Source organism: Priestia sp. ABM2_011, assembly GCF_056158845.1.
Window position 1 is genome coordinate 1,828,114 of the sequence record NZ_JBSWUB010000001.1, and the last position, 26,943, is coordinate 1,855,056.

The following is a 26,943-nucleotide window of genomic DNA, read 5'->3' on the forward strand; positions in this document are numbered from 1 at the left end:
ACGCTAATACAATTGGGGATGTGGAGATAATGACAAGTTTAACTCAAGTCAAACAATATGGTTTATATGTAAACGGGGAATGGGAAACAACAGCAGAAAAAATGGAAGTCTTAAATAAATATACGCAGCAGCCTGCAGCTGAAATCTCGGTGGCCACAAAAGACGATGTAAATAAAGCTGTGGCCAGCGCGAAAGAGGCGTTAAAAAACACTTTTTCACCGTACGAACGCTACGAGGTATTAATGAAGGCAGCTGAGCTATTACTAAGCCGTCAAGAAGAATTTGCTGAAATTTTGGCTACTGAAGTTGGAAAGTCTATTCGTGAATCTCGCGGAGAAGTTGAGCGCGCGGCTACAACTTTACAAATTTCAGCGGAAGAGGCAAAACGTATTCATGGAGAAGGTGTGCCTGTTGAATCGGCTCAAGGCTCGGAGAATCGTATGGCTTTTACAGTAAAAGTCCCGGTTGGAGTTGTTGCAGCTATCACACCGTTTAATGTACCTATCAATCTAGTTTGTCATAAACTTGGACCGGCAATCGCAGCTGGGAACAGTGTAGTATTAAAGCCTGCTGAAGTCACTCCAATTTGTGCGCTCAAGCTAGCTGAGTTAATGGAAGAAGCAGGGCTGCCAAAAGGGCGCCTTCAAGTATTGACTGGAGATGGGGCAGCAATTGGTGAATGGTTATTAGAAAACCAAGATGTTAATATGTTTACGTTCACAGGAAGCCCAAGAGTAGGAGAACTTATCCGATCTAAGGCAGGTTTACGTAAAGTTTCACTTGAACTAGGAAATAATTCGGCTACTGTCGTACATAAAGACGCTGATTTAGAAAAAGCTGCATCTTTAATTTCTCAAAAAAGCTTTAATAACGCAGGACAAGTTTGCATTTCCGTTCAACGAATTTATGTTCATACGAATATTTATACTGCTTTTGTTAATAAGCTAAAAGAAAAAACAGAAAAGTTAGTAGTCGGTAATCCAATGGATGAGCAAACCGATATTGGACCTATGATTCGTCTTAAAGAAGCAGAGAGAGTGGAAGAATGGGTAAAAGAAGCGGTGGAAGAAGGGGCAAAAATTGAACTTGGAGGAAAGCGTGACGGTGCTTTTTATCTTCCTACAATTTTGACTAATGTAAATGATGAGATGAAAGTTTGTCGTCAAGAAGTATTCGGGCCAGTAGTAGCTATTGCTCAATATGATGAGATTGATGAAGTGATTTCAAAAGTAAATGATTCTGACTATGGGTTACAGGCAGGCCTTTTTACGAACGACTTACAGTTTGCTATGAAGGCAGCTCGTGAAATCGAAGTAGGCGGATTAATTGTAAATGATGCTTCAGCGTATCGTGTCGATCATATGCCGTATGGCGGTGTGAAAAAGAGCGGTAACGGAAAAGAAGGTCCAAAATATGCAATTGAAGAAATGACGGAAGAACGTATCATTGTTCTAAATTTATAATGTATTAGTTTAAATGAAAGACCTAGATTCTTAATTTTCTAGGTCTTTCATTTGGAAAATAACAAAGAAAAAATGACGAAGGTGAACAAACATGGAGTTCCTAACAATCCTTCTTCCTATTTTCGGGATTTTTGCACTTGGATTTATTGGACAAAAGAAAATAGGATTTGATACCAAAACGATTTCAACAATGGCACTTTATTTGATGTCTCCAGTTCTAGTGTTCAAAACATTTTACACAACCAAATTTACGATTGATTACTTATATCTTACGTTATACACATTTGCACTTTGCTTTGCATTAATTGCTGTCGTCTATATTATTGCTTATTTTCAGCGATATTCTACTTCAGAAACCTGTGGAATGATATTAGCGTCTTCATTTATGAATAATGGAAACTACGGTACACCCGTTGTTTTATTACTTTTTGGCGTGACAGGCTTAGACTCTGCCATTATTTTAATGGTCATACAGCAATTGGTCATGTGTACAGTTGGAGTTTACTATGCAGCTAAAGGAAGTCCACAGGGAAATGGTATAAAATCAGCCATTGACTCAGTTAGACGGATACCAATTGTGTATGGGGGACTTTTAGGAGCTATATTTCAGTTTCTTCATATTCCATTAAGCAACTCTGTAAAAGAAGCGGTTGATTTAGTAGCGGGTGCAGCTATTCCTACCATCATGATCGTACTTGGCATGCAGCTTGCTAAAATATCAATTAGAAATTTAGCCAAAGCCAAAGTTTCATGGTCATTAGCTATCAAGCTTGTAATCTCACCATTTATCGCTTATATACTAACTCTTCTGCTACCTGTGGATGAGATGGTTAAACAAATTATGATTATTATGGCTGCTATGCCCACAGCTGCTAATACAACTATGTACGCGCTTCAATTTAATACAGAGCCGGAATTTGTGTCAAGTGCAACGTTAATTAGTACCTCCTTAAGCCTTGCTACATTACCTATCATTTTTCTAATTGTTTTATAAAATGACACAGAAAAACGTTCCAATATAGGTTGAAAAAATAATTTTATTATATGACTTTAAAAGGAGTAGTCAACGTGAATTCTCCTCATAACGCTGTTTTAAAAAGATATTTAAAATTCATTTTCTATTTTAGTTTTGTGTTCTTCTTATACTTCTACTTCACATACAGTTTTCAACACTATCTGACTAAATATTTGTTTCTTAATTGCTTACTGACGGGGATCTCTTTTTTAATTCGAAATTTAAGAGGTTATACGGAAAAACTGTAAAAGAAAAAAGCTATTTCACTGCGATGCCAATATCATCGAAATAGCTTTTTTACGTTCAGATTATATATGCAAAAAAAATCGATGTTACCGGCATTTTTTAGAAAAAGGAGCTTAAATTAAGCTCCTTTTTCTAATTTTTATCATAACCTTCAAAAACTTATCCAATATAGATTCGTACTAGCAATCAACCCAAAAGATATAAATCCTGCGATTTTTACAGGGTGAGTAATTTTATATGTCACAAAGGGATTAACTCTTCTTATTACCTCTGCGAAGAGTAGAGTGCCTATGGATGCGAGTGTTAGTCCAAGCAACAAAGCATTCTCCTTTAACTGAACAAAATCAAAAATTAAATAAATGAGAAAGATCCATAGATAAGCTAAAAATACATTGAAAACAATTGATAATAAAAAATCTTTATTTTTCATAATTAACTCCCATTACAATTTTTTCTAGTTTCTATGATTTTATCATACTAACTAACTGTATATAGCAAGAGAACAACAGTTTCTATACACTATCCTATAAATCTAAGAGTAAGGTGATACGATAAAATATTTTGTAATAGAGGACGATGAATTATCGAACGACGGGGAAGAAACGATCTACGTATTTGAACACACTAAAAGAGAAAATACAGGTTACGGTATTTTTTCTCTGGAGAATTTTGCAGCTAAGTGTAGGTTTATCGAGATGAGAAACCGTTATATGTATTGGCATAAAGGTGAAAATATTGCAGATACAACGGTAGATGAACTTGAAAAAAGAATGAGAGCTGAACAGGAAGAATTAAAGCCATTATCAAAAGAAGAGTTTATTGAATTTTATGCAAGCAAAAAAAGAGCAAACCTGTGAAGGGTTGCTCTTTTTTGGGTAACGCTTATTTTCTCTAACAGCTTATACGAAATGTTGTGCATGATCGATGAATAAATAAGAAAGCTGTCTCATTCGAGAGATCATGATTAACCCTTCATGATAAACTGAGTTTCCCGCCATGGTAACGATAGTAAGTGTCGGCTTTAAGGTTTTTAATGTTAGTCTTTTTAATTTTTTCCTCTACTTTACAATTTTTAATTCTCATCACTTAAAAAGTAAGTTTTAAGTGATGTACCAGCTCCTCAGTACTTTCATGGACTTGTTCGTTCGTTAAGATACGTACTCCTTGTTTTATAAAAGAAGGCAAAAACCGCATACCGGTCAAGTTTGCTGTTGCTTGGAACGGTTTGGTTAGTTCACTCATGCTGAAAAGGTTGGATCCACCAGCTTGATAGGCTGCTTCAGGTCCGCCTGTTGAAATGGCTAACATAAACTCTTTTCCATGCAATTTTGTGCCTTCAGATCCGTATGCCCAACCATAACTAAGAACAACATCCTGCCACTCCTTTAATAAAGAAGGACTGCTGTACCAGTAGAGCGGGAATTGAAACACAATCCGTTCGTGTTCAAGCAGCAATTGTTGTTCGTAAGCAACATCAATAGTACCGTTTGGATATGTGGCATATAAATCATGAACAGTAATGTCGCTCTCTTGACTCAAGCGATCTTTCCATGTTTTGTTAATAGTTGAAGTGGTTAAATTGGGATGTGCAACAATAACTAATGTTTTTTTCATAAATAAACTCCTTTTATATTTGTATATACAAATGATGTGTTAAAAATTTTTACTTTTCTTCAAAAGTGACCTCTACGTCTTTTCGGTTTTCAAACATGTGATAGAAGGTCTCAGCAATATTTGCAGGTGAGACGTAAGTTCCTTCTTCAACAAAACCCTTAATAGTCAATGTTCCAACGTAAATTCCTTTTGAAGCAAGTTCTTGATTCAAGCTATATGCTAAATTACGAATGCCTGCTTTTCCAATCGCTAATGAAGAATAGTCAGCATATGGATGAAGAGCTAATCCGCCGCCTGTTAACAAAATGGCTCCGTTTTGCATATGGGGAACTGTTTCTTTAACAGCAGTAAGAGCTCCAGCTACACTGATTTTAAAATCTTCTACTAATTGATCAGCGCTCAATGTTGTTGGTTTGCCAGGTCTTCCTGAAGCAGCATTGTATAAAAGAACATCAACTTTTCCATAGGTTTTAATTACTTTATCGATGGCTTTTCTTAAAGATTCTTCAGAAGAGACATCACCTGGAAATCCTTTTGCTATAATTCCGTCGTTTTTAAGCTCATCTTCATATCTCTGTAAGGAGTCCATACTACGGGAAATCATAGCCACTTTAAATCCTTCTTTTCCAAATTTTCTTGCTGTATTTAAGCTAATCCCTGGACCAGAACCAACAATTAGTAATAGTTTTTCAGACATATTGAATCCTCCTATTATATTTGTATATGCAAATGAAGGGGTAAAAAAATTACGATTCTTTCTCTAACTTATTGCTCGCTTCATGCAGCATTTTACTTAAGTCTTTACTAAATTCATCTCCTAATATTTCTGAGTAATTAGTAAACAATTCTTTTAAAGAAACGCGAAACTGATGATACACTTTTTCTCCTTCATCCGTTAACGAAATCCTCGTCTGCTTTCCATCCATTTTTTTGACGACAAGCTTTAATTTTTCAAGTTTATCAATAAACCTCGTACTTGTAGAAGGGGCAATCGATAACTTGTGGCACAGTTCTTTCTGTGTGATATCCGGATGAAACTTTACAATCATAATCATGTAAAGATAGGAAGGAGCGACGTCACCAAAATCAAATGTTTTTTCAGCTAATTTTGTAATGTTACGAGCAAATCGGCTAGCTGTAAAGTAAAGACAGTGTATTAATATTTGTTCTTCTTCATTATTCATGTAATCATTCCTTTTCTTCATTTGCATATACAAATTAACACGTAATAAAAGTAAAGTCAACTAAGTTGTGGTTGAATGTTTGGTTCAGTTGTGCCGTCAACGAGAAAATAATAAAAACGAAAAATATACGTGAAAACCCAGGTTTTGTTTATAGGTGATTGTTATAATACGAATAGCGCAGGGGCGATTGCAAGCCTAATACAGAGATAAAATCGGAGGTAGCAAAATGGGGAGAAGTGGAATGTTTAAAGATTTTAATTTTAAATTAGTGGTTATTGAAGCTTTATTAGATCAAGAGCCATTATTTCTAAAAGAATTAACCGATTTAAAAGAAATTAACCGATTTAAAAGATAAGTATACGAATAATTTCGAATGGTATTCTGGAGCTGGACCCATTGTTGAAATCAAAGATTATTTAGAAGAGCTAACTCTGGAAAAGAGTGATTTGGAAAAGGTTGAATGCCTTTGCTTTGATGGAGGTAATGAAATTTATCATATTCTAAAGCCAGATTGGGACGGTGAAGATAGTTTATTTGACGTACTATCTGTTGAAGGGTTTCAGAACTTAAAGAATCTAAAAGCAGTGGACTATATTTCCATGTGCGATCCAGAAGTATTAGAACCATTTAAACAAGCTGGAATTGAGATTGAGGATTAAGGAGAAGGAAGGCAATGTACTAACAGAAGTAACTCATTTTGATAAAGAATGGTTTTTCTATAATAAAAAGCATAAATAATTTTTAAAATATTTTAAAAAATAGTTGAAATGCCCGGTACTAAGTATTACAATCTACATATACTAAGTATTACTTAATAGCTTAATTTTAAAAGTTATTAAGTAAAAATTGGCTTGGTACTAAGTAATACAGAATATAAGTCAGACAATATAGAGGAGGTTCTGAAGATCGAAAATTTAACTGAAATGCTGAAGGGTTCGCTGGAAGGCTGTGTGTTAGAAATTATCAGCCGCCATGAAACCTATGGCTATGAGATTACACGCCGTCTGAACGAGCTTGGATTTATCGAGGTCGTGGAAGGAACGGTCTACACTATTCTCGTACGATTAGAAAAGAAAAAACTTGTGAATATAGAAAAAAAACCATCAGATATGGGCCCACCCCGCAAATTTTATTCGCTTAATGAGGCGGGCTACAAGGAGCTTGAGTTGTTTTGGAAAAGGTGGGATTTTGTATCATCAAAAATCAACGTCTTGAAGTCAAACTAGCTTCATAGGATAGACCGTCGGATAGTTTTAAAGCATCTTATGAAGCTTTATAAAAAGGAGGAAAAATGACATGTTGGAAATATTCAAAAAAATGATTGGTGATAAAAAAGAGTATAAAATGATGATGGCACGGGTTGAAGCCTTGCCAGAGGACTATCAGTTTGTATTTAAAAAAATTCAAAACTACATGTGGAATTTCTCATCGGGCAACGGAATGGATATGCTACACATGCAGTATGAATTAATTGATTTATTCGAAGCAGGTGCTGCAGAAGGTAGACAGGTGCTCGAAATTACTGGAGACGATGTGGCTTCCTTTGCTGACGAATTAGTGGCAAATGCTAAAACTTATATGGTTAAGTATCGTGAAGATTTGAACCAGAGTATTAAGGAACGATTAGGAAAAAATAAATTTAATCAATAACATCGACTGAATAGCTAGTTGCTTTTGCTATTCAGTCATTTTTTAAACTCAGTACTAAGTGATACAGAATATCAGTCAGACTGAATAGTAAGGTATCAAAAACCTAGCTCTACGAGACGCTCAGTTTAGTTACATCATGACAGTTCTAGCAAGCAAGCTTGTGGAGCTTTTTAAAAGGAGGAAAAACGTATGAGAAATACAGCGATTTTTGTAAAAGAATTAAAAAAGTCCTTTAAAGACAAAGAAGTTTTAAAAGGGGTGAATGTTGAGGTGCAGCGCGGTGAAATTTTTGCACTGCTGGGCTCAAATGGAGCAGGGAAGACGACGACAGTTAACATTCTTTCAACACTGATGAAGGCTGATAGCGGCGAAGTAAGTATTTGCGGATTTGACGTCCAACGTCAACCGGCTGACGTCCGCCAAAACATCAGCCTAACGGGGCAGTTCGCAGCGTTAGACGGCATGCTTACTGGGAAGGAAAACCTGATAATGATCGCCAAATTGCGAGGGGTATTTAATCCTAATGAAGTAGCTGACAATCTCCTTGCAAGATTCAGCTTGACCGATGCAGCCAATCGCCGGGCGGATCAATATTCCGGTGGAATGAAGCGCCGACTTGATATAGCTATGAGTCTGATTGGGGCGCCAGCTGTTATTTTTCTCGACGAACCGACGACCGGACTTGATCCGGAAGCCCGGATTGAAGTCTGGAACACTATCAAAGAGCTTGCTGGCGGTGGTACGACCATCTTGCTCACGACTCAGTATCTGGAAGAAGCTGAACAACTGGCAGATCGTATAGCCATCCTACATGGCGGAAAAATCATCAAAACCGGTACCCTTACCGAACTTAAAGAGATGTTCCCCCCAGCAAAAGTGGAATACATTGAGAAACAGCCAACATTAGAGGAAATCTTCCTCGCAATCATCGGCAAAAAGGAGGAAATGTAAATGAAAAACAATACAGTTGTATTACTAGGACGTTTGATGCGCACGATTATGCGCAGCCCGGATACGATTATTACGGTGGCGATTACGCCAATTATGATGATGCTACTGTTTGTCTACGTATTTGGTGGCGCTATAAATACAGGAACAGCCAATTACGTCAATTATCTATTACCGGGAATCCTGCTGATGGCTATCGCATCCGGCGTCGCTTACACTTCCGTTCGGCTATTTAATGATGTAAAAAGTGGACTGATGGCCCGTTTCATCACCATGCCCATTAAACGTTCTTCGGTATTATGGGCTCACGTGTTGACATCTTTTGTTTCCAATGCCCTTACTATCGTGATAGTTATCTTCGTCGCGCTCTTGATGGGTTTCCGTTCCAGCGCTGATATCCTAGATTGGTTCGCGGTAGCCGGGATACTCGGGCTGTTTACGCTAGCCCTGACATGGTTGGCCATTATTCCAGGACTGACAGCGAAATCTATGGAAGGAGCCACAGGCTACTCGTACCCACTGATTTTCCTACCTTTTATTAGTTCCGCCTTTGTTCCCACTGAAACGATGCCTAAAGCTGTTCGGGCATTCGCCGAGAACCAGCCCGTGACTTCAATCGTGAATACGATTCGTGCACTCTTGTATGAAGGATCTGTTGGCAACGATATCTGGAGTGCCCTTGCCTGGTGCCTAGGTATCATGGTCATCGCTTACTTGTTCGCTAGTAAAGAATTCAAACGCAAATTAGGGTGAATTTTATAAACTGAGCAAGCTACCAAACGTATATGGAATCATCGGAATTTTAATGTAAAGTATTGATAGCATAAAACAGGGATTACTTCTAGTTGTCGTAATGCCTCTTTCCGGAACTCATGCAAAAAACAAACCCTTGGTACTCAAGGGCTTGTTCACCTTTTGAGTTTATCGTTTATACAGCTAACTGAACAAAATCAAAAATTAAATAAAGGAGAAAGACCCATAGATAAGCTAAAAATACATTAAAAAAAATCGATAATAAAAAATCTCTATTTTTCATAACTAACTTCCATTACAATTTTTTCTAGTTTCTATGATTTCATCATAGAAGCTTTTTTATATTGGTATTTATTAATCATTTTTCAGTTTCTGTCATAAGTATTTTTGTTTTATTTGTAAAAATATTTTGAATTAATGATCTGTCTATGATAATATTTAAATCAGTAAATCATATATAAAATTTAAAATCACATATGTGATTTAGAGAGGGTTTATTCATGTCAGTAAAATCAGCAGAACGTGTATTAAGGGTATTTGAATTGATTGCTCAACATCCCGAGGGGTTAACAGTAAAAGAAGTTAGCGATTTACTTTCGTTTCCGCAAAGCAGTACGTTTAATCTTGTGGGAACACTTCATAATGAAGGGTATTTGAATCAGGACTCATTAAAGAAGTACAAGCTAGGGCCAAAGCTAATTCAAATTGGAACAGCGGCTATGGAATCATTGGATATTTCTTCAGAGGGAAAACCGTATTTAAAGAAGCTGATGGAGGATGTTCAAGAAACTGTGTTTATGGCCTTGCTGTCAGATGGAGAATTGGTCTATGTTGTTAAGATTGATAATAATCGCTCTATTAGAACAACCGCTCAGCCTGGTAACCGAAAGCCGCTTTATTGTACCGGATTAGGAAAAACTTTTTTAGCTTTTCTTCCTAAAGATCAGCGAGAACAGCTGCTTGAACACACGGAGCTGCTGCCTATTACGGACTATACGATTACAGATAAAACAGTTCTTAACGACAATTTAGACTCTTTTATTCAAATGGGCTATGCAATTGATGATGAAGAAAATGAAGAAGGATTATTTTGCCTTGCTGCACCTGTATTTGGAGCGAAGGGAAGCATTCAAGCTGCTATTAGTGTAGCTGGTCCTAAGGAAAGAATGCTGAAGCATAAAGACTTTATTGTAGAAAGGCTGCTTCAAACAGCGACTAATATATCTTTTATTGCTGGATATGAAGAGGCGAAGAGCTAAATGAAAAGAGGGGTAAAATGGATGTGATAAGCATGGGGGAAACAATGATTCTGTTTACCCCACACTCGAATGGAAAGATGCGATACGCTAAAGGTTTTTCTTCGAAAATTGCTGGGGCAGAAAGCAATACGTTAATTGCTCTGTCAAAACTAGGTTATCAAACGGGATGGATTAGCCGATTAGGAAAAGATGAGCTAGGAGAGCGTATTCTTTCAAGTATAAAAGGAGAAGGAATAGATGTAAGACATGTGATATTTGATGATCATGCTCCTACAGGTCTTTTTTTAAAGCAAAAGACAAATGAAATGAACAGTAAAGTCTTTTATTACAGACAAGGGTCAGCAGCAAGCTTTATGAATCCGCATGATATGAATGAAGAGTATATCTCTTCTGCCAAATATTTATACGTGACAGGAATAACACCTGCGCTGAGCGACTCCTGCCATGAAGCTGTTTTTCAAGCAATGAAAGCAGCTAAAAAAAATGGTGTAAAAATAGTGTTTGATCCAAATTTACGCAAGACGCTTTGGGATGAATCAACTGCGCGTCAAACACTCATTAAAATGGCTACATATGCGGATATTATCTTACCAGGAATGAACGAAGGTCAGTTTTTATTTGAGAAGGATAACCCTGAAGATGTTGCAGCAGCGTTTCATCAATTAGGTGCAGAACTAGTTGTTATTAAGCTAGGTGAGGAAGGAGCTTATTATTCGACTAAAAATGAATCCGCTTACGTGGGAGGTTTTAAAGTTGCTAGAGTGATAGATCCAGTAGGAGCTGGTGACGGTTTTGCCGCTGGGATACTATCGGGATTAATAGATAAATCTTTTTTAAAAGAAACGGTTAGAAGAGGGTGTGCTATAGGAGCTATGGTTGTAACCGTAGAGGGTGATATTGAAGGCTTGCCTGATAAGAAAGAGCTTTACGAATTTATGAATGCGATTACAAAAGAAGACGTTATACGATAAAAGAAAGGGGCTTACCCATGACGGATAGTTTATCACATTTATTAGAGCATAAAATCGTTGCGATTATTAGAGGAGCCAAACCGCAGGACGTAGTGAAGATTGCCTCTGCGCTTAATGACGGCGGTGTGAAAAATATCGAAATTACTCTAAATTCTCCGGACGCACTTTCAGCCATTAAAGAGGTTTCTACAGAGCTGGGTGATCAAGTGCTAGTAGGAGCAGGTACAGTGCTTGACCCTGAAACAGCACGTTCAGCTATTTTAGCAGGTGCAAAGTTTATCCTTTCTCCAACGGTTAATATTGAAACGATTAAACTAACAAAAAGATACGGTGCGGTGAGTATTCCAGGGGCTTTTTCACCTACTGAAATTCTAACGGCATATGAAAACGGCGGAGATATTATCAAAGTCTTTCCTGCTAGGCTGGGGGCTAGCTATATTAAAGATATTCGAGGGCCGCTTCCTCATATTCCACTTCTTCCAACAGGAGGAGTGAGCTTAGATAATATTCAAGAATTTGAAGAAGCAGGTGCTGTAGGGTTTGGGATTGGAAGTTCTTTAGTAGATACAAATCGTGAAATTACTCATGCATACCTGCAGGAGCTAACACAAAAGGCTAAAGCATACGTAGCCGCAGTGAATGGTATAACGAAAGGGGAAAAAGTACATGAAAATTACTAATTATGAATTGTTTCAAGTGCCGCCACGCTGGTTATTTTTAAAAATAGAAACAGACGAAGGAATTGTTGGGTGGGGAGAACCTGTTATCGAAGGAAGAGCCTCTACCGTTAAAGCTGCAGTAGATGAGCTGATGGAGTATCTTATTGGCAAAGATCCACTAAATATTGAAGATCATTGGAACGTTATGTACCGAGGCGGCTTCTATCGAGGCGGACCTATTTTAATGAGCGCGATATCAGGAATTGATCAAGCATTGTGGGACATAAAAGGAAAATATTACGATGCTCCTGTACATCAACTGTTAGGCGGAAAAGCAAGAGAATCTATTAAAGTATATTCGTGGATTGGAGGAGACCGCCCTTCAGATGTAGGCGAAGCAGCAAGAGAAGTTGTTTCAAAAGGGTTTACAGCAGTAAAAATGAATGGGACAGAAGAGCTTCAATACGTAGATTCATATGAAAAAATTGATCAAGTAGTGGAACGTATCGCTGCTGTCAGAGAAGCAGTGGGACCTTATGTAGGAATAGGTATTGATTTTCACGGACGAGTACATAAGCCAATGGCAAAAATTTTAGCTAAAGAACTAGAGGTCTATCGTCCAATGTTTATCGAGGAGCCGGTTTTGCCGGAAAACAATGAGGCATTAAGAGAAATTGCCAACCATGTATCCATTCCTATTGCGACGGGAGAAAGAATGTTTTCAAAATGGGAGTTTAAAAAGCTCTTAACAGACGGCTACGTTGATATTATTCAGCCTGATTTATCACATGCAGGAGGAATTACAGAATGTAAGAAAATTATTTCAATGGCTGAAGCCTTTGATGTAGCAGCTGCGCCTCATTGCCCGTTAGGACCTATTGCATTAGCCGCTTGTCTTCAAGTAGATGCAACGTGCCACAACGCATTTATTCAAGAACAAAGCTTAGGCATTCACTATAACCAAGGCAGTGATTTACTAGATTATATTGTTGATAACCACGTATTTAAATATGAAGAAGGATTCGTGAAAATTCCTGATGGACCTGGCTTAGGTATTGAAATTAATGAAGACCATGTTAGAAAAATGGCTGATATCGGTCATAACTGGCGTAATCCAGTATGGCGTCATAAAGATGGTTCTGTAGCGGAATGGTAAAGGGGAAACCATTTTAGTACGGGAGATCTGATTGATAAATGACCATCAGTCAGATCTTCTTTTTAAACTAGTCATATACAGGGGGATAAGGGAATGAAGGGGTATAGCGAAAAGCCGACTCGCGTTAGATTTCGTGTTTTAGCATTTATTTTCGTAAGCGTTATCATCAACTATATGGATCGAAGTAATATTTCTGTAGCCGCCACGGCCATGTCCAAGGATTTAAAGCTATCATCAGTAGAACTGGGCCTTATATTTTCAGCCTTTGGATGGGCTTATGCCGCTTTACAAATACCAGGGGGGGTAATGGCTGACCGTTTTGGTGCTCGTGTTACGTATGCCGTTAGCTTAATCACCTGGTCTATTGTTACATTATTACAAGGATTTACCAAGGGATTTGTGAGTCTTTTTGGTCTGCGTCTAGCGACAGGAGCGTTCGAAGCACCGGCTTTTCCGACCAATAATAAAGTAGTTACCAGCTGGTTTCCAAATCAGGAAAGAGCATCAGCAATTGCTTTTTATACTTCAGGACAGTTTGCAGGGCTAGCATTTTTAACACCTACATTGGTGACCATTCAGCACTTTTTAGGGTGGAGAGGTCTGTTTGTTACTACAGGGGTTATTGGTATAGCATGGGGTATTATATGGTACATCTTTTATCGTGATCCTTCTCAACATAGCAAAGTAAATAAAGCAGAATTGCAGCATATCGAAGAAGGTGGAGGCTTAGTTAAAGCTGCTGATACGAAAGGAGAAAGAGCAAAGTTCGAATGGGGAAATCTTAAAGAAGCCTTTTCTCACAGAAAGCTATGGGGCATCTACTTAGGACAGTTTGCCGTCAACTCTACTTTATGGTTCTTCCTTACCTGGTTTCCAACGTACCTTGTGGAATACAGAGGGTTAGATTTCTTAAAATCAGGATTCTTAGCATCAGCTCCGTTTTTAGCAGCGTTTGTAGGAGTATTACTATCTGGTTTTGTATCGGACGCCTTAGTGAAAAAAGGAGTATCACTAGGTATTGCAAGAAAAACACCAATTATCGTAGGTCTGCTTTTATCAACTTCAATTATCGGAGCCAATTATGTAAATAGCACATCTCTCATTATCATGTTTATGGCTATTGCGTTTTTTGGAAATGGTCTGGCTTCTATTACGTGGGTGTTTGTCTCGACGCTAGCACCTAAACATTTAGTGGGTTTGACAGGGGGAGTTTTTAACTTTATCGGAGGTTTAGCTTCTATCATCGTTCCAATTGTTATTGGTTTCTTAGCTAAAGGAGGCAACTTTGCTCCAGCGCTAGTATTCATAGCGGCATTGGCCCTTTTAGGAGCACTTTCGTATATCTTCCTTGTAGGAAAAGTGGAAAGAATTAAAGTGGTTAAAGATGAAAAATTGAATCGAGATATTGTGTAAGGCTGTTTATAATCTTATAGTTTTTTAGGAATCATACATCTGGAATTATTTGTGGCGGGATTAAAAGAGAATTCGTAAAAGATTTATTAAAGAAGAAGCATAAATTTTGTTGGAGACCAACGGGTTTATGCTTTTTTGTTACCTATAAAGAAGAACTTCAGTCCGTACAAAAATAAGATTATTAGGTTAGGTAGTAGTGATGTTCATGAATACAAAAAACATGATAAAATATACAAAGTTTCTACCTTTTATTAACAATAAATAATAGGTGGAGAATGGTTATTAGAGAGTTGAAGGTGCATGTATGAAAAAGGTTTTAGCAACTTCTGCTGTATTATTGCTAGCATTAGCAGCTTGCAGTAGTAATTAAACTAAGTAAATAAGAGCGGACCTTCATTTACAGGGGCTCTTATTTTTGGGGCTGTCAAAGTCAACAATATAAGTAGGTTTTATTTATAGATGATTGTTATAATACGAATAGTGCAGGGGCGATTACAAGCCTAATACAGAGATAAAATCGGAGGTAGCAAAATGGGGAAAAGTGGAATGTTTAAAGATTTTAATTTTAAATTAGTGGTTATTGAAGCTTTATTAGATCAAGAGCCATTATTTCTAAAAGAATTAACCGATTTAAAAGATAAGTATACGAATAATTTCGAATGGTATTCTGGAGCTGGACCCATTGTTGAAATCAAAGATTATTTAGAAGAGTTAACTCTGGAAAAGAGTGATTTGGAAAAGGTTGAATCCCTTTGCTTTGATGGAGGTAATGAAATTTATCATATTCTAAAGCCAGATTGGGACGGTGAAGACAGTTTATTTGACGTACTATCTGTTGAAGGGTTTCAGAACTTAAAGAATCTAAAAGCAGTGGACTATATTTCCATGTGCGATCTAGAAGTATTAGAACCATTCAAGGAAGCTGGAATTGAGGTTGAGGATTAATGAGAAAGACGTGATTGCGCTAAAAGAAGCAATTCGTCGTAATGAAGAGTCAAGTTTCCTCATTATTTCCATTTAGAAAAAAGCAATAAGCAATTCTCCTATACTCCGTTTACAAAAACAGAAAACCCAACCTTTAGAGCTCATAGGTTGGTTTTTCTATTTTTAGCCTGTATACGCCACATATGTTTAGTAAATATAGTACCTCTTTGCAATACAAACTAAAAAACGTTATTGGCTTTGAATTTGAAGTTGAATTCTTGTAATTGAATTCTCTATTCCATCCGCCATTACCTCATCAATCACGTATTCCTCATATGCATACTCCGCTATTTTTAACCCTTTTTCTCTAACGAATTGAATAATTCGATCGTAAGCATGTTCGGTTTCGGCACCTTTTTGATACCCAACAACATATAGTCCCTGGGGACGTGTATGACAATGAATTTTTTCTATCTCTTCTGGGATTTTGATATACAAATGTTCGTAATTGTAAAACTCTTTTTTTTGGATTTGGTCTCTCGCAAGCATTGCTCCAATTGGATATCCTCGGTCTAATTTATGAAGTTGAGTATAATGAATGAGCTCCGGAATAACTGTAGTATATTTTTGTTCGGCTTCTTCTAAAATATTTTCACTAATCATAAAGGTTTCTTCATCTAAATATTGCAATGAAATAGAAGAAAAATCAGTTTTTAAAGCATGTTCTGCTAGCTGTAAACGCGTTTGAATAATTGCTTGTAAATGATTAAGGCTCTTAATTTTTTCTTCAATTTCAAGAGATTTTTCCTTTAAAAGAGTAATCATATTTATTGGTTTTTTATCTTTTAAAAGAACTTTTATCTCTTTTAATGGAACACCGAATTCTTTAAATAAGGCAATCACTTGAAAGACTTCAAATTGTTCATACGAATAGTACCTATATCCATTCTCTCTTTTTATTTGAGGTGAAAGTAACCCTATCTCGTCATAATGAAATAGAGTTTGCTTCTTTACACGACAGAGATTCGCGAATTCACCAGTACTAAAGTACTTTTCCAACTCTTCACTCATAAAATCCTCCTTGACTATACGGTAACCATATACTTTATGATGTTCATTGTACTGGAAAGGGGATATAAACAGCAATGACGAGTCCTTTATTTCATTAAAGTAAGTGAAAAGGCAAATTGATGATGAATTTGAAGATAAAGCAATGAATAGAATTAAAGTTTGTTTAATTAGAGAAAAGAAAGAGTAGATAAGATGCAAATGATAAAAAAGAAAAAATCCTCCGTAGGTCAACTCCTTCAAGGTATATGGTCAAAAAATCGTAAAGGAATTAGCCTTACCTATATGCTCACTCTTGTTGAAAATGTTTGCGATCTTCTTTACGCTGCAACAATTGGTTTTGCAATCGATGGGTTGCTTAAAGGGAATCCGGCTAGCCTTATACCACTTGCTCTACTATGGATCCTTCACCTAGGGGTTGGCTTGTTCAGGCACGTTTACGATACCAAAGTATTCGTTGGAATTTATTCTAATGTTGCTGCAGAAATGGTGGAGCGCCAGCGTGCTGATGGAGTAAAAGGAACTCGAATTGTAGGACGTGTCTCATTGTCTCGAGAGGTAGTAGATTTCTTTCAGATGGAGCTGCCGGCAGTTGTAACAACGGTTATTCGATTTTTGGGCGCTATTATCATGTTATTTCTTTATGACCGGTTTATTGGGTTCTTAAGTTTATTGGCAATAATTCCAATACTAATCATAAATCATTGGTTCGGTCGACGTTCTTATCGTTTGAACCACGCACTTAACAACCGAATTGAAGAAGAGGCAGATATAGTCGTTCATCGTCCACTTACCATTGTTCAAAAACATTTTGCACGGTTACGTTTGTGGCGTGTTGCTATTTCTAACGCTGAGGCTAAAACATGGGGGATGATGGAGATTGTCGTCATTCTCTTAACCCTAGCTACACTACTTAGACTTACAGGTGTTCAGGGTACTACGCCTGGTGCTATTTATGCAGTTCTAGCTTATATTTGGATGTTTCAAGAGGCAGTAGTTGGTCTTCCTGAAATTGTGCAAAATATTTCGCGTGTACTTGATATTGGTGAACGTGTTGCTGAAGACGTTAACAGCTAAAGCCACAAAAGCTTAGCTAACCATTATTGCTATTTTATCCCCTAAATTATTGTTGTTGTCTTTTCAGAGAAATAAGCTCATAACTATAGACTAGGAGGATTTTTAATGAAAAAGATTGAAACTGATCGATTACTATTGAGAAACTTTTCTAAAGCAGACTCTCAAGCTCTTTTGGAATACTTGGCTAATCCAAGGGTAAACTGCTTTCTTGAAGACAAAGTTCACACAATAGAGGAAGCTACTTTAAAAGCTCAAAAAAGAAAAAAAGATGACTCTTTTGTTGCAGTCTGCTTAAAAGGCAGTGATTATCTAATAGGAGAAATATTCTACTTAAAGGAAGATCCAGATACTTATTCCATTGGTTGGCACTTTAATGCTCAATATGAGGGGAAAGGGTACGCAAGCGAGAGTGTGAAGGAGTTCTTTAGGTATCTGTTTACTCAAAAGGGCGCAAGAAGAGTCTATGCATACGTTGAGGAGGATAACTACAAATCACAAAAACTATGTGAAAAATTAGGAATGCGTAAAGAAGGACGTTTTGTTGAGTTTATTTCGTTTACTAAATACGAAGATGGAACACCTAAGTATGAAAATACTCTTCAGTATGCATTATTAAAAAAAGAGTGGATGAAAAATATTTCTTTTAATGAACCTGAGGAAAAAGTATCTCCTTAATTCATCTAGATAAACAGAATTAGTATTAAATCCATTAATATTTAGTAATCTAAGATATAGGCAATTTGTAGAAAAGCTATGTATTTGTCGTTATCTAATGTAAATATTAAAACCTTTATAATAAAAAACCCCAGATATTTTGATTATCTGGGGTTTAAGGAAGGTAGACAAAATCTGTTTTTAATCATTTTTTTTATCTATTTTTACGTACATAAAGGCAAATAATAAAAGTAACACAATACTAATAGGGAAAATAACGTAGGAATCTGTCGCTTCACTCACACTAGATTTTAATGTGTAGTTGTAAACAACAAGTCCAATCGAAACAATTGCTATTAATATTTGATAGGTTCTTTTTTTACTAAACATAAAAAACAATCCCCTTTACCTGAATAAGCTACTCCAAAGGTGTAGTGAAACTTACTTTAGAAAACCATTAATAAACGTATCTATTCCTAGAGGTGCTTATAATGCGTCAAAAGCACCTGGTGTAGCTCTAGCTGTCTTTTTCAACGCTAATTTCATAGCTTTTGTTTTGGAGTATTTAGCAACTCTGCTACCAGGCTTTTTAATTCTTGAATAGTAATCATAAGATTTAGCACGTTTGTTAGCAAATTTAGTTGCACCACCTGTAACTTTAACAGTTTTTTTAATTTTTAATACTTTAGAAATCGAACAGCATTTGATGTTATGGCAGCAGCTATTTCTTTCTAGTTAACATAAAACTATTTATGAGAAGCAAAGAGAGACAGAAATGTTTAAACATGGGCTTTTTTTAACTTGAATAACAAAATCATTTTAATCTCATACTAGCCTTATAACCATAAGGGGTTGACTATATCTTGAATCCAAAACTCTTTGCATTTCTTACTTTAATTATATCTTGGATAAGTCTAATATTTATTCCTAAAAAGGAAGTGAAAAAATATACTCCTGTATCTATTTTTACTTCTCTTATTGTTTCACTAATATTTGTTATTGCTACTGATTTTGGTTGGTGGAAGTTAAAAAAACCTATTATACCAGGACTTAAATCCATCAACATGTTCTATGTATTTGGTCCTTTTTTTATAGGGACAATCTGGATATTTAAATTGGTCTATAAAATTGGATTCCTTCCGTATCTACTTACGAATGCTCTTATTGATTCATTTTTCACATATGTATTCGTACCTTTTGCAGAGAAAATCGGAGTTGGAAAGAGTCATATTTCAAGAACATCTATTCTAAGCCTAATGCTTTCCACCTCATTAGTTATTTACGGGTTTCAAAAATGGTATGAGAACCCTTCAAAAACAGAAAAACCTGTTTCATAATATTAGTTTTTTCTCTACATACAAATAAAACATAATATTATGAGCAAACTACTCAAGATGAATTGAATCATCAAAAAAATATGATTGCGTTACAGAAAAAAACTATCTAGCCACCTTTCTAACCGGACAACAGATAGTTTTTTCTGTTTTCAAGATGTATAATCTATACATTATTAGTTAACATAATGTCTCTTTCCAGAAGACACGAAAAAAGAGAACCCTTATGGGAGTAAGGGTTCTACAAGGGTCAATTTTATAGAATATTCAGATTTTTATACATCCTTGATATGACGAATTTCTCCTTACAAGTAGTTGAAGAGATGATGCATAAAAAGCGCACCTTTTATTCATATGCATAGACATATTAAAAATATCCTTTAATTACATAAAATGGTAATATTCTTATATTTCAATACTTCGGATACGTATGAACAAACCCTTATAAAAAAGCAACTTCGTTCATTGGCCAATGCCGAGGTTGCTTTTTTATAACGTTATTCAAGTTCTAATCTTCACTCAAAGCTTTCGACCATGTCATTTTCTGATGCTCTTAACCACTTTTAAGGGTGAGTTAGATTTCCTAATACTGTATAACCCTTAGTACCACTTAATTTAATATGTACAAAATTACCTTCTAACGGTATTGCTTCCTATATACCAGTTCTTAATTGATTACCAAGATTTAGAGTATTTTACGATAGGCAAATATTTTTGTCAAAGCTCTCCAATCAAAAACCTTCTCCATGTTCTTTCCCCCATGTATGCATCAGGTCTAAGATGGGCATTAACGTTTTTCCCTTGCTGGTTAAGGAATAGTCCACTTTAGGTGGTACGGTATTGTACTGAGTCCTATTAATTAAGTTATCTTGCTCAAGTTCTTTTAATTGTTTCGTCATTACTTTATGGCTCACACCAGGTAACAAATGACGTAATTCACTATACCTTAATGTCCCGTCTACGCCTAAATGCCATAGGATCACCGTTTTCCATTTGTTACCTATTTTTCCTAATGTATATTCAATAGAACATTTTAATTTTCCTGTATCGTCTATCGGAGTGCTCATTTCATTCTTCAGTCCTTTCTTACCTTTAGGTTAGTTTCTTACAAAAAAGTGCGTTCTTCCATAATTTAAAATTGTGAAATACACTATTTATGTGTTCGACAGCAAACACTAAAATCATTAAAAAAATTGGAGGAATATAAATTATGTTCACATATCCTAAAACATTTTCTCATATCGGTCTTTCAGTACCTAACCTAGATGAGGCAATTAAATTCTATACTGATGTGTTCGGTTGGTACGTTATTATGGAACCTTCAGATGTGGAAAATGATGACACACCTATCGGTCAAATGTGTCGAGATGTATTTGGGAATGACTGGGATAAATTCAGAATTGCACATTTAGCTACGGGAGATAAAATTGGCGTAGAAATGTTTGAGTTCCCTGAAAATGACACACCTGAAAATAACTTTGAGTATTGGAAAACAGGCATTTTCCATTTCTGCATTCAGGATCCAGATATTGAAGGTCTTGTAGAGAAAATTAAGCAACATGGTGGTAAACAACGTATGCCTATCAGAGAATATTACCCAGGAGAAAAACCATATAAAATGGTTTATGTAGAAGATCCATTTGGAAATATTTTTGAAATTTATACGCATAGCTATGAGTTAACTTATTCACAAGGCGCTTACTAATAAATAATCTCTTTCCACCAGCAAAATCTTTTGCTGGTGTTTTTTATTATATGGTAGCGCCATGTTACAAAACAATAAAAAAGAGAGTTTATTAATATTTCTAAATTTAATGATCCAATGGTTTTTGACACTGCGAAACAGAAGTAAAAAGAAAAGGCCGTAAAAGTATACTGACTCCAAACTTGATGATAATAGAAAGAAGAGTGCATAATGAAATATGCATGTTTTTTTCTAAACTATAAGCAGCCGTATGAAATATATTAAAAACTATATTTGTAAAAAAAGAAGGGGACTGTTCTATGAAAGCTGTACAAGTAACAGGTTATGGAGACGTAAGTAAATTAAGCCTAGTAGAAATTCCTATACCTGAACCGAAAGAAAATGAAGTTCTTATAAAAGTGAAGGCCTGTGCTATTAACAATACAGAAATTTGGATGAGAGAGGGTGCTTACGGTACTGACTCAAAATCTGGATGGCGACCGGAAGGAGTCCAGTTTCCACGTACACCAGGATCTGATATAACGGGAAAAGTAGTAAAAGCAGGAAAATTAGTAGAGGCGTCTATAGTGGGAAAAGATGTTGTGTTATTCCCTTTTATATCTAGTGGCGAAGAAGGGTACGAACATATTTCTGATGATATGTCTTTTATAGGTTCAGAATACGATGGTGGTTATGCTGAATATGTGGTTTGGCCTGCTGAACTTTGCTTTGACATGCCCCTATCAAGCTATTCAGAAAGTGCTGTTTTTTCGGTAAGTGGGTTAACTGCTTGGCACATGGTCAACCAAATTCAAGCTCAACCAGGTGAGACAGTTATAGTAACTGGAGCAAATGGTGGTGTGGGATCATTAAATGTACAGATTGCCTCTAAAGTCTTTGGTGCTAAAGTTATTGCAATCACGGGGGACTTAGAGAATCAAGAAAGAATTAAGGAATTGGGAGCCACACACGTATTATCATATAAATCTGATACTCTTTCAGAAGACATTTTAGAACTGAACGGAGGTCCGGTCGATTCCGTTCTAGATGTTGTAGGAGATGCTTTGTTTTCCATATCTCTTCAAGTTTTAAAAAACGGAGGGAAATTTTGCATTTCAGGCTCTGCTGGTGGTCAGCATACAAATTTTGATTTTAGAACATTGTATCTAAAACATATTACAATGTATGGATCTGTGTTGGGAACGAGAGCAGAGTTTAAAGATATGCTTAAGGCCATTTCTGAGGGGAAAATTAAACCAGTTATTGATAAAATTTTCCCTTTAGACAAAGCAAGAGAAGCCCAAGTGTATTTTAAAAATAAAGGGAAGTTAGGGAAGATTTTATTACTTCCCCAAGAATAACTTTGTATCACAAAGGGTTCTTTCAACGAGCATGAAAGAACCCTTTTAACATTAATTTTTGGTTTTTGTTAGCTTGAGCATTTTGACGTTTAACGTGTTGTACGTCAGTCTCGCTAGCAAATTCTGTACCGTATTTGCCAGAAGATGCTTGAGCATTTTTTTGCTTCACGTGTTGTACATCTGTTCCTGAAGCTGTCGTGTTAGAATATTTGTTTTCCATTACTATCACCTCCACAAGAATTAATATATCCAAGTGGAAGGGCAGTATCCTTAAAAGTACTTGGTAAGAAAAACATAGAAAATCTCAGTACAAATTGGGCACATTACTATGAGGCAACATGTACAAGAAAACATCGTCAATAGGTTGTTCAAATTTTTACCGATTATATATTATAATCCTTAGGCAGCATGCTCTTAAGATAATTCGTTGTGTAATTTTAGAATAGATGTACACCTTAAAATAGAGAGGTGTATAAAATCATGAAAAAGAATAGACTATTTTTAATACTGTTAGTTATCACTTGTTGGTCCAGCTTTTCATTTATGAAAGGCAAAGATTTTAAACGTTTTCTTCCAGCGTCCATTGCTATTTGTATGGTAACTAAATACCTTAATTCTTATGCTAAGAGAAAGAATTTTTGGTCTTTTAAACAAAGTATACATCCGAAAATTCCTGGTGAAGATGTGTGGACATGGGGGCCCTTTTTTACTGTATCTATGTGGGTGCTTAAATCCACATACCGTAAATTGCCTCTGTATATAGCTGTAAACTTTATGATTCATACTACATTTACATTTGTAGTTGTACCTAAATTAAAAAAGGGCAGCATCTTTAAGCTTAAGAAAATTAATCCTTTTCAGTACGTAACCATTTTGACTGTTAGACAACTTCTGTTATATGGTTTTCAACATATGAGTGAGTTTATAATGTCGAAGAAACTAGAGGTAAAGCCGGATAATGGGGAGCATTAATAGGAGCATTCCTTTATTGGGTAAGTGATAAAAATATCTAAGCATCTTCATCAGTACACAGGGCACGAGCCGTTTGGGTAAAGGCATCTGTTTCTTTTGATGTACCTTTCCTAGCACTGCTATATTAATTTTTCTGAACGTGTTGGGCTTTAACTCTCGAGAAACTACTTGTTCTGGCAGTGACAAGTAGTTTCTTTTCGTTGTAATCGTAATTCCTAATCCTTCTTGTACCATACTTAAGGCTGTGTCATATGTAGTTCTTCACCGCCTTTTGTAAAACTTCCGGTTTTCGATATCTGAACAATAAGTTGAATTTGTGATTTTGTCATATCAATTTTGTTATATTCCACATAATTAATATGCATTTTATTTATGTCGGAACCTAATGTACCATAAAAGAGAATTAAACTTCAAGAAATCAACCGGAGGTAATTAGTATGGTCAATCGTAATAAATTGTTTCTATTTGCACTTATACTAGCTGCATTTAACCTTAGGCCGGGTCTAACTTCAGTTAGCCCAGTATTGCATGGAATAACGAAGGATCTAGGTATGAGTTCAACTTTAGCTAGTTTGCTCACTTCCATTCCTTTGGTATGTTTTGGTTTTTGTTCGTTATTTGCTGGTCGTTTAGCAAATCGCTATCAACCAGAGAAGATGATTACTTTGGCTATAACTTGCATAGGTATTGCCACGTTTCTAAGAGCCTTTACAAATTCCTCAATTTACCTGTTAATAACGGCTTTATTAATTGGTGCAGGAATTGGTGTTGTAAGCCCTTTGCTTTCTGGTTTCATTAAAAGTCATTTTCCTGACAAGGCAGCATCGGTGATAGGCATATACTCTACTTCAATGGTAGTGGGTGCATCTATTTCTATTGGGTTAACAACACCACTTCAACACTGGTTCAATAACTCATGGAAAAATGGATTAGCATTCTGGAGTATTCTTGCGCTACTCGCTATTCCACTTTGGCTTATGGTAATAAAACCATCTCGTATTCCTGCGAGTAATTTTTCACAAAAGACGAAGGTTTCTTTACCGTTAAAAAATAAAAAAGCCTGGCTATTAACTTCTTTTGTTGGGATTGTAACTCTGTTGTTTTATTGTTTTTCAGCATGGCTACCAGCCATTGTAGAGGAAAAAGGGTGGACACCAGCATTTGGTGGTCTTGTAGGGACAATCGCTATGATTGCACAGCTACCAGCTACTTTTTTATTACCTAATCTTTTAAAAGTGCTACCGAGCAGAAGGTTTTGGATTACAGCCTTTACCTTAAGTATAATAATTGGTTTATCTCTTTTATGTTTTACAAACGTAACACCTATTGTTTCAAGTATATGTTTAGGAGTTGGTGCCGGTGGTCTTGTGTCGCTAACTTTGTTGTTACCATTAGATATGGCATCTTCCCCTATGGAAGCAAGTACTTGGTCAGCAATGACTCAAGCAATTGGATATATGATCGGTGCAGTCGGCCCGTTCATAATTGGATTTCTGCGTGATTATCTAGGAAGTTTCGTTCCGACGTTATATCTTCTTATAATTTTAGGATTCATTGCCATCTTATTAGGATGGAAAATCACAAAACCAGCTAGGGGTAAAGCTGAGGGTCTACCTGTGAAATAAAAACCACGAAGTAAATCGTGGTTTTTATTTTAACTTTTGAGAAAGCCTATATAACAACTTTTAAAGTATAGAGTGATATTACTGTGTGCAAGAGGGGGGTCCCATGAATACATTTGGTCAGATAAATAGTAGCGATTATATAGAATCACGTGTGGGTATCGCCTACTAATAAAGACTTATCTGACTCAATTCTTAATACATATTTTTCTATCTTTCTGAGGTGAAGTTATGGATTTACATGATTTAACAAGCCATCTTATTCATCGTACAGATGTAAGAGCAATGAACTATTTCAAGAAAAAGCTCAAGCCTTATGGCATGACTCCAGTACGATGGAGCATCATTAGTGTTCTAGACTCTCAAAAAGGGATAACCCAAACAGAACTAGCAGAAGCAATTGATAAGAAACAAACAACTATTGTAGAAATGATTTATGCGATGGAGGAAAAAGGACTCATAAAAAGAATGTACAGTGAACGAGATCGTCGCTTACACTATCTATTTCTTACAGAAAGGGGAGAAGAGTTAAAGGAAACTCTTTCACCTTTAGTTAAAGACGTTCACCTCTTCGTCACGCGTCAATTAAGTGATGAAGAAAATACTCAACTAAAGACATTGTTAAACAAAGTATATAACGGTATACAATAAGCCGTGTTACTGAATATTCCTTTCTCTAATCAGGATCGTATACGGATTCTTCCATCATCCTTTTGTTTGATCAACAACGATTAAAAATAGTAGAAAGAAAAAAGACAGCCACTTTTTGAATCAACCGGCTGTCTTTTTTATATGCACTAAATAGCAACACATGTTTCTTTAAGTGCTATTTAAGCATCTTCTTGAGCAAAAAGAGTGAGAGCTGTTTGAATAAAGGCATCTGTTGCTTTGGATGTATCTTTACTATCTAGCACTGCTATATTGATATCTCTAAACGTATCTGGTTTTAATTCACGAAAAACGACTTGGTCTGGCAACCACCAAATATTTTGTTTCGTTGTAATGGTAATTCCTAATCCTTCTTGTATCATACTTAATCCTGTCTCTATATAATCCATTTCAAACCGTACTTTAGGAGTCAAGTTATACTCGTTGAATAAAGCATGAATTTGTACCTCATAACCGCATTTTCCAATTAGTATATCTTCACCTTGTAGGTCAGGGATACTTATTGTTTCTTTCTGAGATAAAGGATGGCTTGAGTGCATAAGTACAATCAGTTGATCTTTTATCAAAGGTACGGTGTCAAAATCTTTATCAGGAGGAATAATAATTCCTACATCAATGCATTTGGAACGTAACCACTCTTTTACTTGATCTACACTACCTTCCGAAAGCTTGATTTCTATACCAGGATACTGACTTTCCATTGTACGTATGATTTTAGGAATAAACCTCGTACAAGCAGTTCGGTAAGCGCCAATGTGTACCTTCCCAATTTCTAACCCCTGTTCAGCCACAATTAATTCATCTACTTTTTGTAATTCACTCAGGATTGTTCTAAAAGTAATTAATATGCGCTCTCCTACATCTGTAAAAGATAATCCATTCTTCTTATCTCTCTTGATTAACTTCGTTCCTAGTTGCGATTCAATTGTTGCTACAGCGCGACTTACCGCAGGTTGTGTCATATGTAGCTCTTCACCGGCTTTTGTAAAACTTCCTGTTTCTGATATCCGGACAATAAGTTCAATTTGTGATTTGTTCATATCAATTTTGTTATCTCCTGTATAATTAATATGCATTTCATTTGTATTAGAATCCAATGTATCATGAAAGAGAATTAAACTTCAAGAAATTAACCGAAGATAATTAGGATTAGCGATTGTAATAAATTATTTTCATTTGTGCTTATAGTACTGTTTTGAGGATTTTATTTTTAAAGTGCATTTGGCTTTAGTAAATGAGATCTCAAT

General features: G+C 36.1%; 30 protein-coding genes and 1 pseudogene. 22 read left to right on the forward strand and 9 right to left on the reverse strand.

Features of this window, described 5'->3' with window-relative positions; translation table 11 throughout:
• Positions 1-29: 29 nt before the first annotated feature.
• Complete coding sequence (locus ACXAE4_RS09670; RefSeq protein ID WP_108674843.1) at positions 30-1,463, forward strand: aldehyde dehydrogenase family protein; 1,434 nt, start codon at positions 30-32, stop codon at positions 1,461-1,463.
• 91 nt (positions 1,464-1,554) lie between these two features.
• On the forward strand, positions 1,555-2,457 hold the full coding sequence (locus ACXAE4_RS09675; RefSeq protein ID WP_098626300.1) for an AEC family transporter: 903 nt from the start codon (positions 1,555-1,557) through the stop codon (positions 2,455-2,457).
• A gap of 418 nt (positions 2,458-2,875) precedes the next feature.
• On the opposite strand, the gene ACXAE4_RS09680 is transcribed toward ACXAE4_RS09675, so the two are convergent.
• On the reverse strand, positions 2,876-3,154 hold the full coding sequence (locus ACXAE4_RS09680) for a hypothetical protein (protein WP_028414820.1): 279 nt from the start codon (positions 3,152-3,154) through the stop codon (positions 2,876-2,878).
• 265 nt (positions 3,155-3,419) lie between these two features.
• Here ACXAE4_RS09680 and ACXAE4_RS09685 point away from each other — a divergent pair, with 265 nt between their 5' ends.
• Complete coding sequence (locus ACXAE4_RS09685; protein ID WP_186806750.1) at positions 3,420-3,581, forward strand: hypothetical protein; 162 nt, start codon at positions 3,420-3,422, stop codon at positions 3,579-3,581.
• 229 nt (positions 3,582-3,810) lie between these two features.
• Here ACXAE4_RS09685 and ACXAE4_RS09690 read toward each other — a convergent pair whose 3' ends face one another.
• Genes ACXAE4_RS09690 through ACXAE4_RS09700 form a run of 3 tightly spaced genes read right to left on the reverse strand, consistent with a single transcriptional unit; the run spans position 3,811 to position 5,522 of the window.
• Positions 3,811-4,338: an NAD(P)H-dependent oxidoreductase gene (locus ACXAE4_RS09690; protein WP_028414819.1), complete on the reverse strand. Its 528-nt coding sequence runs from the start codon at positions 4,336-4,338 to the stop codon at positions 3,811-3,813.
• A gap of 49 nt (positions 4,339-4,387) precedes the next feature.
• Positions 4,388-5,035, reverse strand: coding sequence for an SDR family NAD(P)-dependent oxidoreductase (locus ACXAE4_RS09695; RefSeq protein ID WP_028414818.1), 648 nt, complete (start codon positions 5,033-5,035; stop codon positions 4,388-4,390).
• A gap of 49 nt (positions 5,036-5,084) precedes the next feature.
• On the reverse strand, positions 5,085-5,522 hold the full coding sequence (locus ACXAE4_RS09700; protein WP_014458900.1) for a MarR family winged helix-turn-helix transcriptional regulator: 438 nt from the start codon (positions 5,520-5,522) through the stop codon (positions 5,085-5,087).
• Between the two features lie 226 nt (positions 5,523-5,748).
• Here ACXAE4_RS09700 and ACXAE4_RS09705 point away from each other — a divergent pair.
• The 11 genes and pseudogenes from ACXAE4_RS09705 (at position 5,749) to ACXAE4_RS09755 (ending at position 15,276) form a co-directional block, all read left to right on the forward strand.
• Positions 5,749-6,181, forward strand: a pseudogene (locus ACXAE4_RS09705) (DUF6892 domain-containing protein).
• Positions 6,182-6,427: 246 nt separating this feature from the next.
• Complete coding sequence (locus ACXAE4_RS09710; protein ID WP_028414817.1) at positions 6,428-6,748, forward strand: PadR family transcriptional regulator; 321 nt, start codon at positions 6,428-6,430, stop codon at positions 6,746-6,748.
• A gap of 70 nt (positions 6,749-6,818) precedes the next feature.
• Positions 6,819-7,172 (forward strand): DUF1048 domain-containing protein, encoded by a 354-nt coding sequence (locus ACXAE4_RS09715; RefSeq protein WP_013058327.1) that lies wholly within the window; start codon positions 6,819-6,821, stop codon positions 7,170-7,172.
• Positions 7,173-7,361: 189 nt separating this feature from the next.
• Positions 7,362-8,123 carry an ABC transporter ATP-binding protein gene (locus tag ACXAE4_RS09720; RefSeq protein ID WP_028414816.1) on the forward strand — a complete coding sequence of 254 codons (762 nt, stop codon included), beginning with the start codon at positions 7,362-7,364 and terminating at the stop codon, positions 8,121-8,123.
• On the forward strand, positions 8,124-8,873 hold the full coding sequence (locus ACXAE4_RS09725) for an ABC transporter permease (RefSeq protein WP_098112488.1): 750 nt from the start codon (positions 8,124-8,126) through the stop codon (positions 8,871-8,873).
• Between the two features lie 500 nt (positions 8,874-9,373).
• On the forward strand, positions 9,374-10,132 hold the full coding sequence (locus ACXAE4_RS09730; RefSeq protein ID WP_154974002.1) for an IclR family transcriptional regulator: 759 nt from the start codon (positions 9,374-9,376) through the stop codon (positions 10,130-10,132).
• 17 nt (positions 10,133-10,149) lie between these two features.
• Complete coding sequence (locus ACXAE4_RS09735; RefSeq protein ID WP_289578202.1) at positions 10,150-11,103, forward strand: sugar kinase; 954 nt, start codon at positions 10,150-10,152, stop codon at positions 11,101-11,103.
• Between the two features lie 17 nt (positions 11,104-11,120).
• Positions 11,121-11,783 carry a bifunctional 4-hydroxy-2-oxoglutarate aldolase/2-dehydro-3-deoxy-phosphogluconate aldolase gene (locus ACXAE4_RS09740; RefSeq protein WP_154973998.1) on the forward strand — a complete coding sequence of 221 codons (663 nt, stop codon included), beginning with the start codon at positions 11,121-11,123 and terminating at the stop codon, positions 11,781-11,783.
• Positions 11,770-12,918: a galactonate dehydratase gene (dgoD, locus tag ACXAE4_RS09745; protein WP_013058319.1), complete on the forward strand. Its 1,149-nt coding sequence runs from the start codon at positions 11,770-11,772 to the stop codon at positions 12,916-12,918. Before ACXAE4_RS09740 ends, dgoD begins: the two co-directional genes overlap by 14 nt.
• Positions 12,919-13,011: 93 nt before the next feature.
• Positions 13,012-14,331, forward strand: a complete 1,320-nt coding sequence (locus ACXAE4_RS09750) for an MFS transporter (RefSeq protein ID WP_289578200.1) — start codon at positions 13,012-13,014, stop codon at positions 14,329-14,331.
• Positions 14,332-14,862: 531 nt separating this feature from the next.
• The gene (locus ACXAE4_RS09755) at positions 14,863-15,276 is read left to right on the forward strand and encodes a DUF6892 domain-containing protein (RefSeq protein ID WP_154973994.1); all 414 of its coding nucleotides are present in this window, start codon (positions 14,863-14,865) and stop codon (positions 15,274-15,276) included.
• A 228-nt stretch (positions 15,277-15,504) separates the two neighbouring features.
• On the opposite strand, the gene ACXAE4_RS09760 is transcribed toward ACXAE4_RS09755, so the two are convergent.
• Complete coding sequence (locus ACXAE4_RS09760) at positions 15,505-16,326, reverse strand: MerR family transcriptional regulator (protein WP_098999700.1); 822 nt, start codon at positions 16,324-16,326, stop codon at positions 15,505-15,507.
• Between the two features lie 198 nt (positions 16,327-16,524).
• Between ACXAE4_RS09760 and ACXAE4_RS09765 the strand changes: the two genes are divergently transcribed.
• On the forward strand, positions 16,525-17,400 hold the full coding sequence (locus ACXAE4_RS09765) for an ABC transporter six-transmembrane domain-containing protein (protein ID WP_223546694.1): 876 nt from the start codon (positions 16,525-16,527) through the stop codon (positions 17,398-17,400).
• 105 nt (positions 17,401-17,505) lie between these two features.
• On the forward strand, positions 17,506-18,075 hold the full coding sequence (locus tag ACXAE4_RS09770; RefSeq protein WP_098112497.1) for a GNAT family N-acetyltransferase: 570 nt from the start codon (positions 17,506-17,508) through the stop codon (positions 18,073-18,075).
• A gap of 180 nt (positions 18,076-18,255) precedes the next feature.
• On the opposite strand, the gene ACXAE4_RS09775 is transcribed toward ACXAE4_RS09770, so the two are convergent.
• Complete coding sequence (locus ACXAE4_RS09775) at positions 18,256-18,444, reverse strand: hypothetical protein (RefSeq protein ID WP_098112498.1); 189 nt, start codon at positions 18,442-18,444, stop codon at positions 18,256-18,258.
• A gap of 473 nt (positions 18,445-18,917) precedes the next feature.
• Here ACXAE4_RS09775 and ACXAE4_RS09780 point away from each other — a divergent pair, with 473 nt between their 5' ends.
• The gene (locus tag ACXAE4_RS09780; RefSeq protein ID WP_098112499.1) at positions 18,918-19,391 is read left to right on the forward strand and encodes a hypothetical protein; all 474 of its coding nucleotides are present in this window, start codon (positions 18,918-18,920) and stop codon (positions 19,389-19,391) included.
• Positions 19,392-20,119: 728 nt separating this feature from the next.
• Here ACXAE4_RS09780 and ACXAE4_RS09785 read toward each other — a convergent pair.
• Entirely contained in the window at positions 20,120-20,455 is a 336-nt protein-coding gene (locus tag ACXAE4_RS09785; RefSeq protein WP_098999701.1) for a winged helix-turn-helix transcriptional regulator, read from the reverse strand.
• Positions 20,456-20,598: 143 nt separating this feature from the next.
• On the opposite strand from ACXAE4_RS09785, the gene ACXAE4_RS09790 reads away from it, so the two are divergent.
• A complete protein-coding gene (locus tag ACXAE4_RS09790) occupies positions 20,599-21,093 on the forward strand; it encodes a lactoylglutathione lyase family protein (RefSeq protein ID WP_289578198.1) in 495 nt (164 codons plus the stop codon).
• Between the two features lie 299 nt (positions 21,094-21,392).
• A complete protein-coding gene (locus ACXAE4_RS09795; RefSeq protein ID WP_154973992.1) occupies positions 21,393-22,433 on the forward strand; it encodes a zinc-binding dehydrogenase in 1,041 nt (346 codons plus the stop codon).
• Between the two features lie 22 nt (positions 22,434-22,455).
• Here the strand turns inward: ACXAE4_RS09795 and ACXAE4_RS09800 are convergent, their stop codons facing one another.
• Positions 22,456-22,653 (reverse strand): gamma-type small acid-soluble spore protein, encoded by a 198-nt coding sequence (locus tag ACXAE4_RS09800; protein ID WP_475235929.1) that lies wholly within the window; start codon positions 22,651-22,653, stop codon positions 22,456-22,458.
• Positions 22,654-22,913: 260 nt separating this feature from the next.
• Between ACXAE4_RS09800 and ACXAE4_RS09805 the strand changes: the two genes are divergently transcribed.
• The 3 genes from ACXAE4_RS09805 to ACXAE4_RS09815 all read left to right on the forward strand — a co-directional run bounded on the left by ACXAE4_RS09805 (position 22,914) and on the right by ACXAE4_RS09815 (position 25,678).
• Entirely contained in the window at positions 22,914-23,405 is a 492-nt protein-coding gene (locus ACXAE4_RS09805) for a hypothetical protein (RefSeq protein ID WP_154973988.1), read from the forward strand.
• Between the two features lie 437 nt (positions 23,406-23,842).
• A complete protein-coding gene (locus ACXAE4_RS09810) occupies positions 23,843-25,030 on the forward strand; it encodes an MFS transporter (protein ID WP_289578194.1) in 1,188 nt (395 codons plus the stop codon).
• Between the two features lie 228 nt (positions 25,031-25,258).
• Positions 25,259-25,678, forward strand: a complete 420-nt coding sequence (locus tag ACXAE4_RS09815) for a MarR family winged helix-turn-helix transcriptional regulator (RefSeq protein WP_165636281.1) — start codon at positions 25,259-25,261, stop codon at positions 25,676-25,678.
• A gap of 179 nt (positions 25,679-25,857) precedes the next feature.
• On the opposite strand, the gene ACXAE4_RS09820 is transcribed toward ACXAE4_RS09815, so the two are convergent.
• Positions 25,858-26,736 (reverse strand): LysR family transcriptional regulator, encoded by an 879-nt coding sequence (locus tag ACXAE4_RS09820; protein WP_165636282.1) that lies wholly within the window; start codon positions 26,734-26,736, stop codon positions 25,858-25,860.
• Positions 26,737-26,943 lie beyond the last annotated feature (207 nt).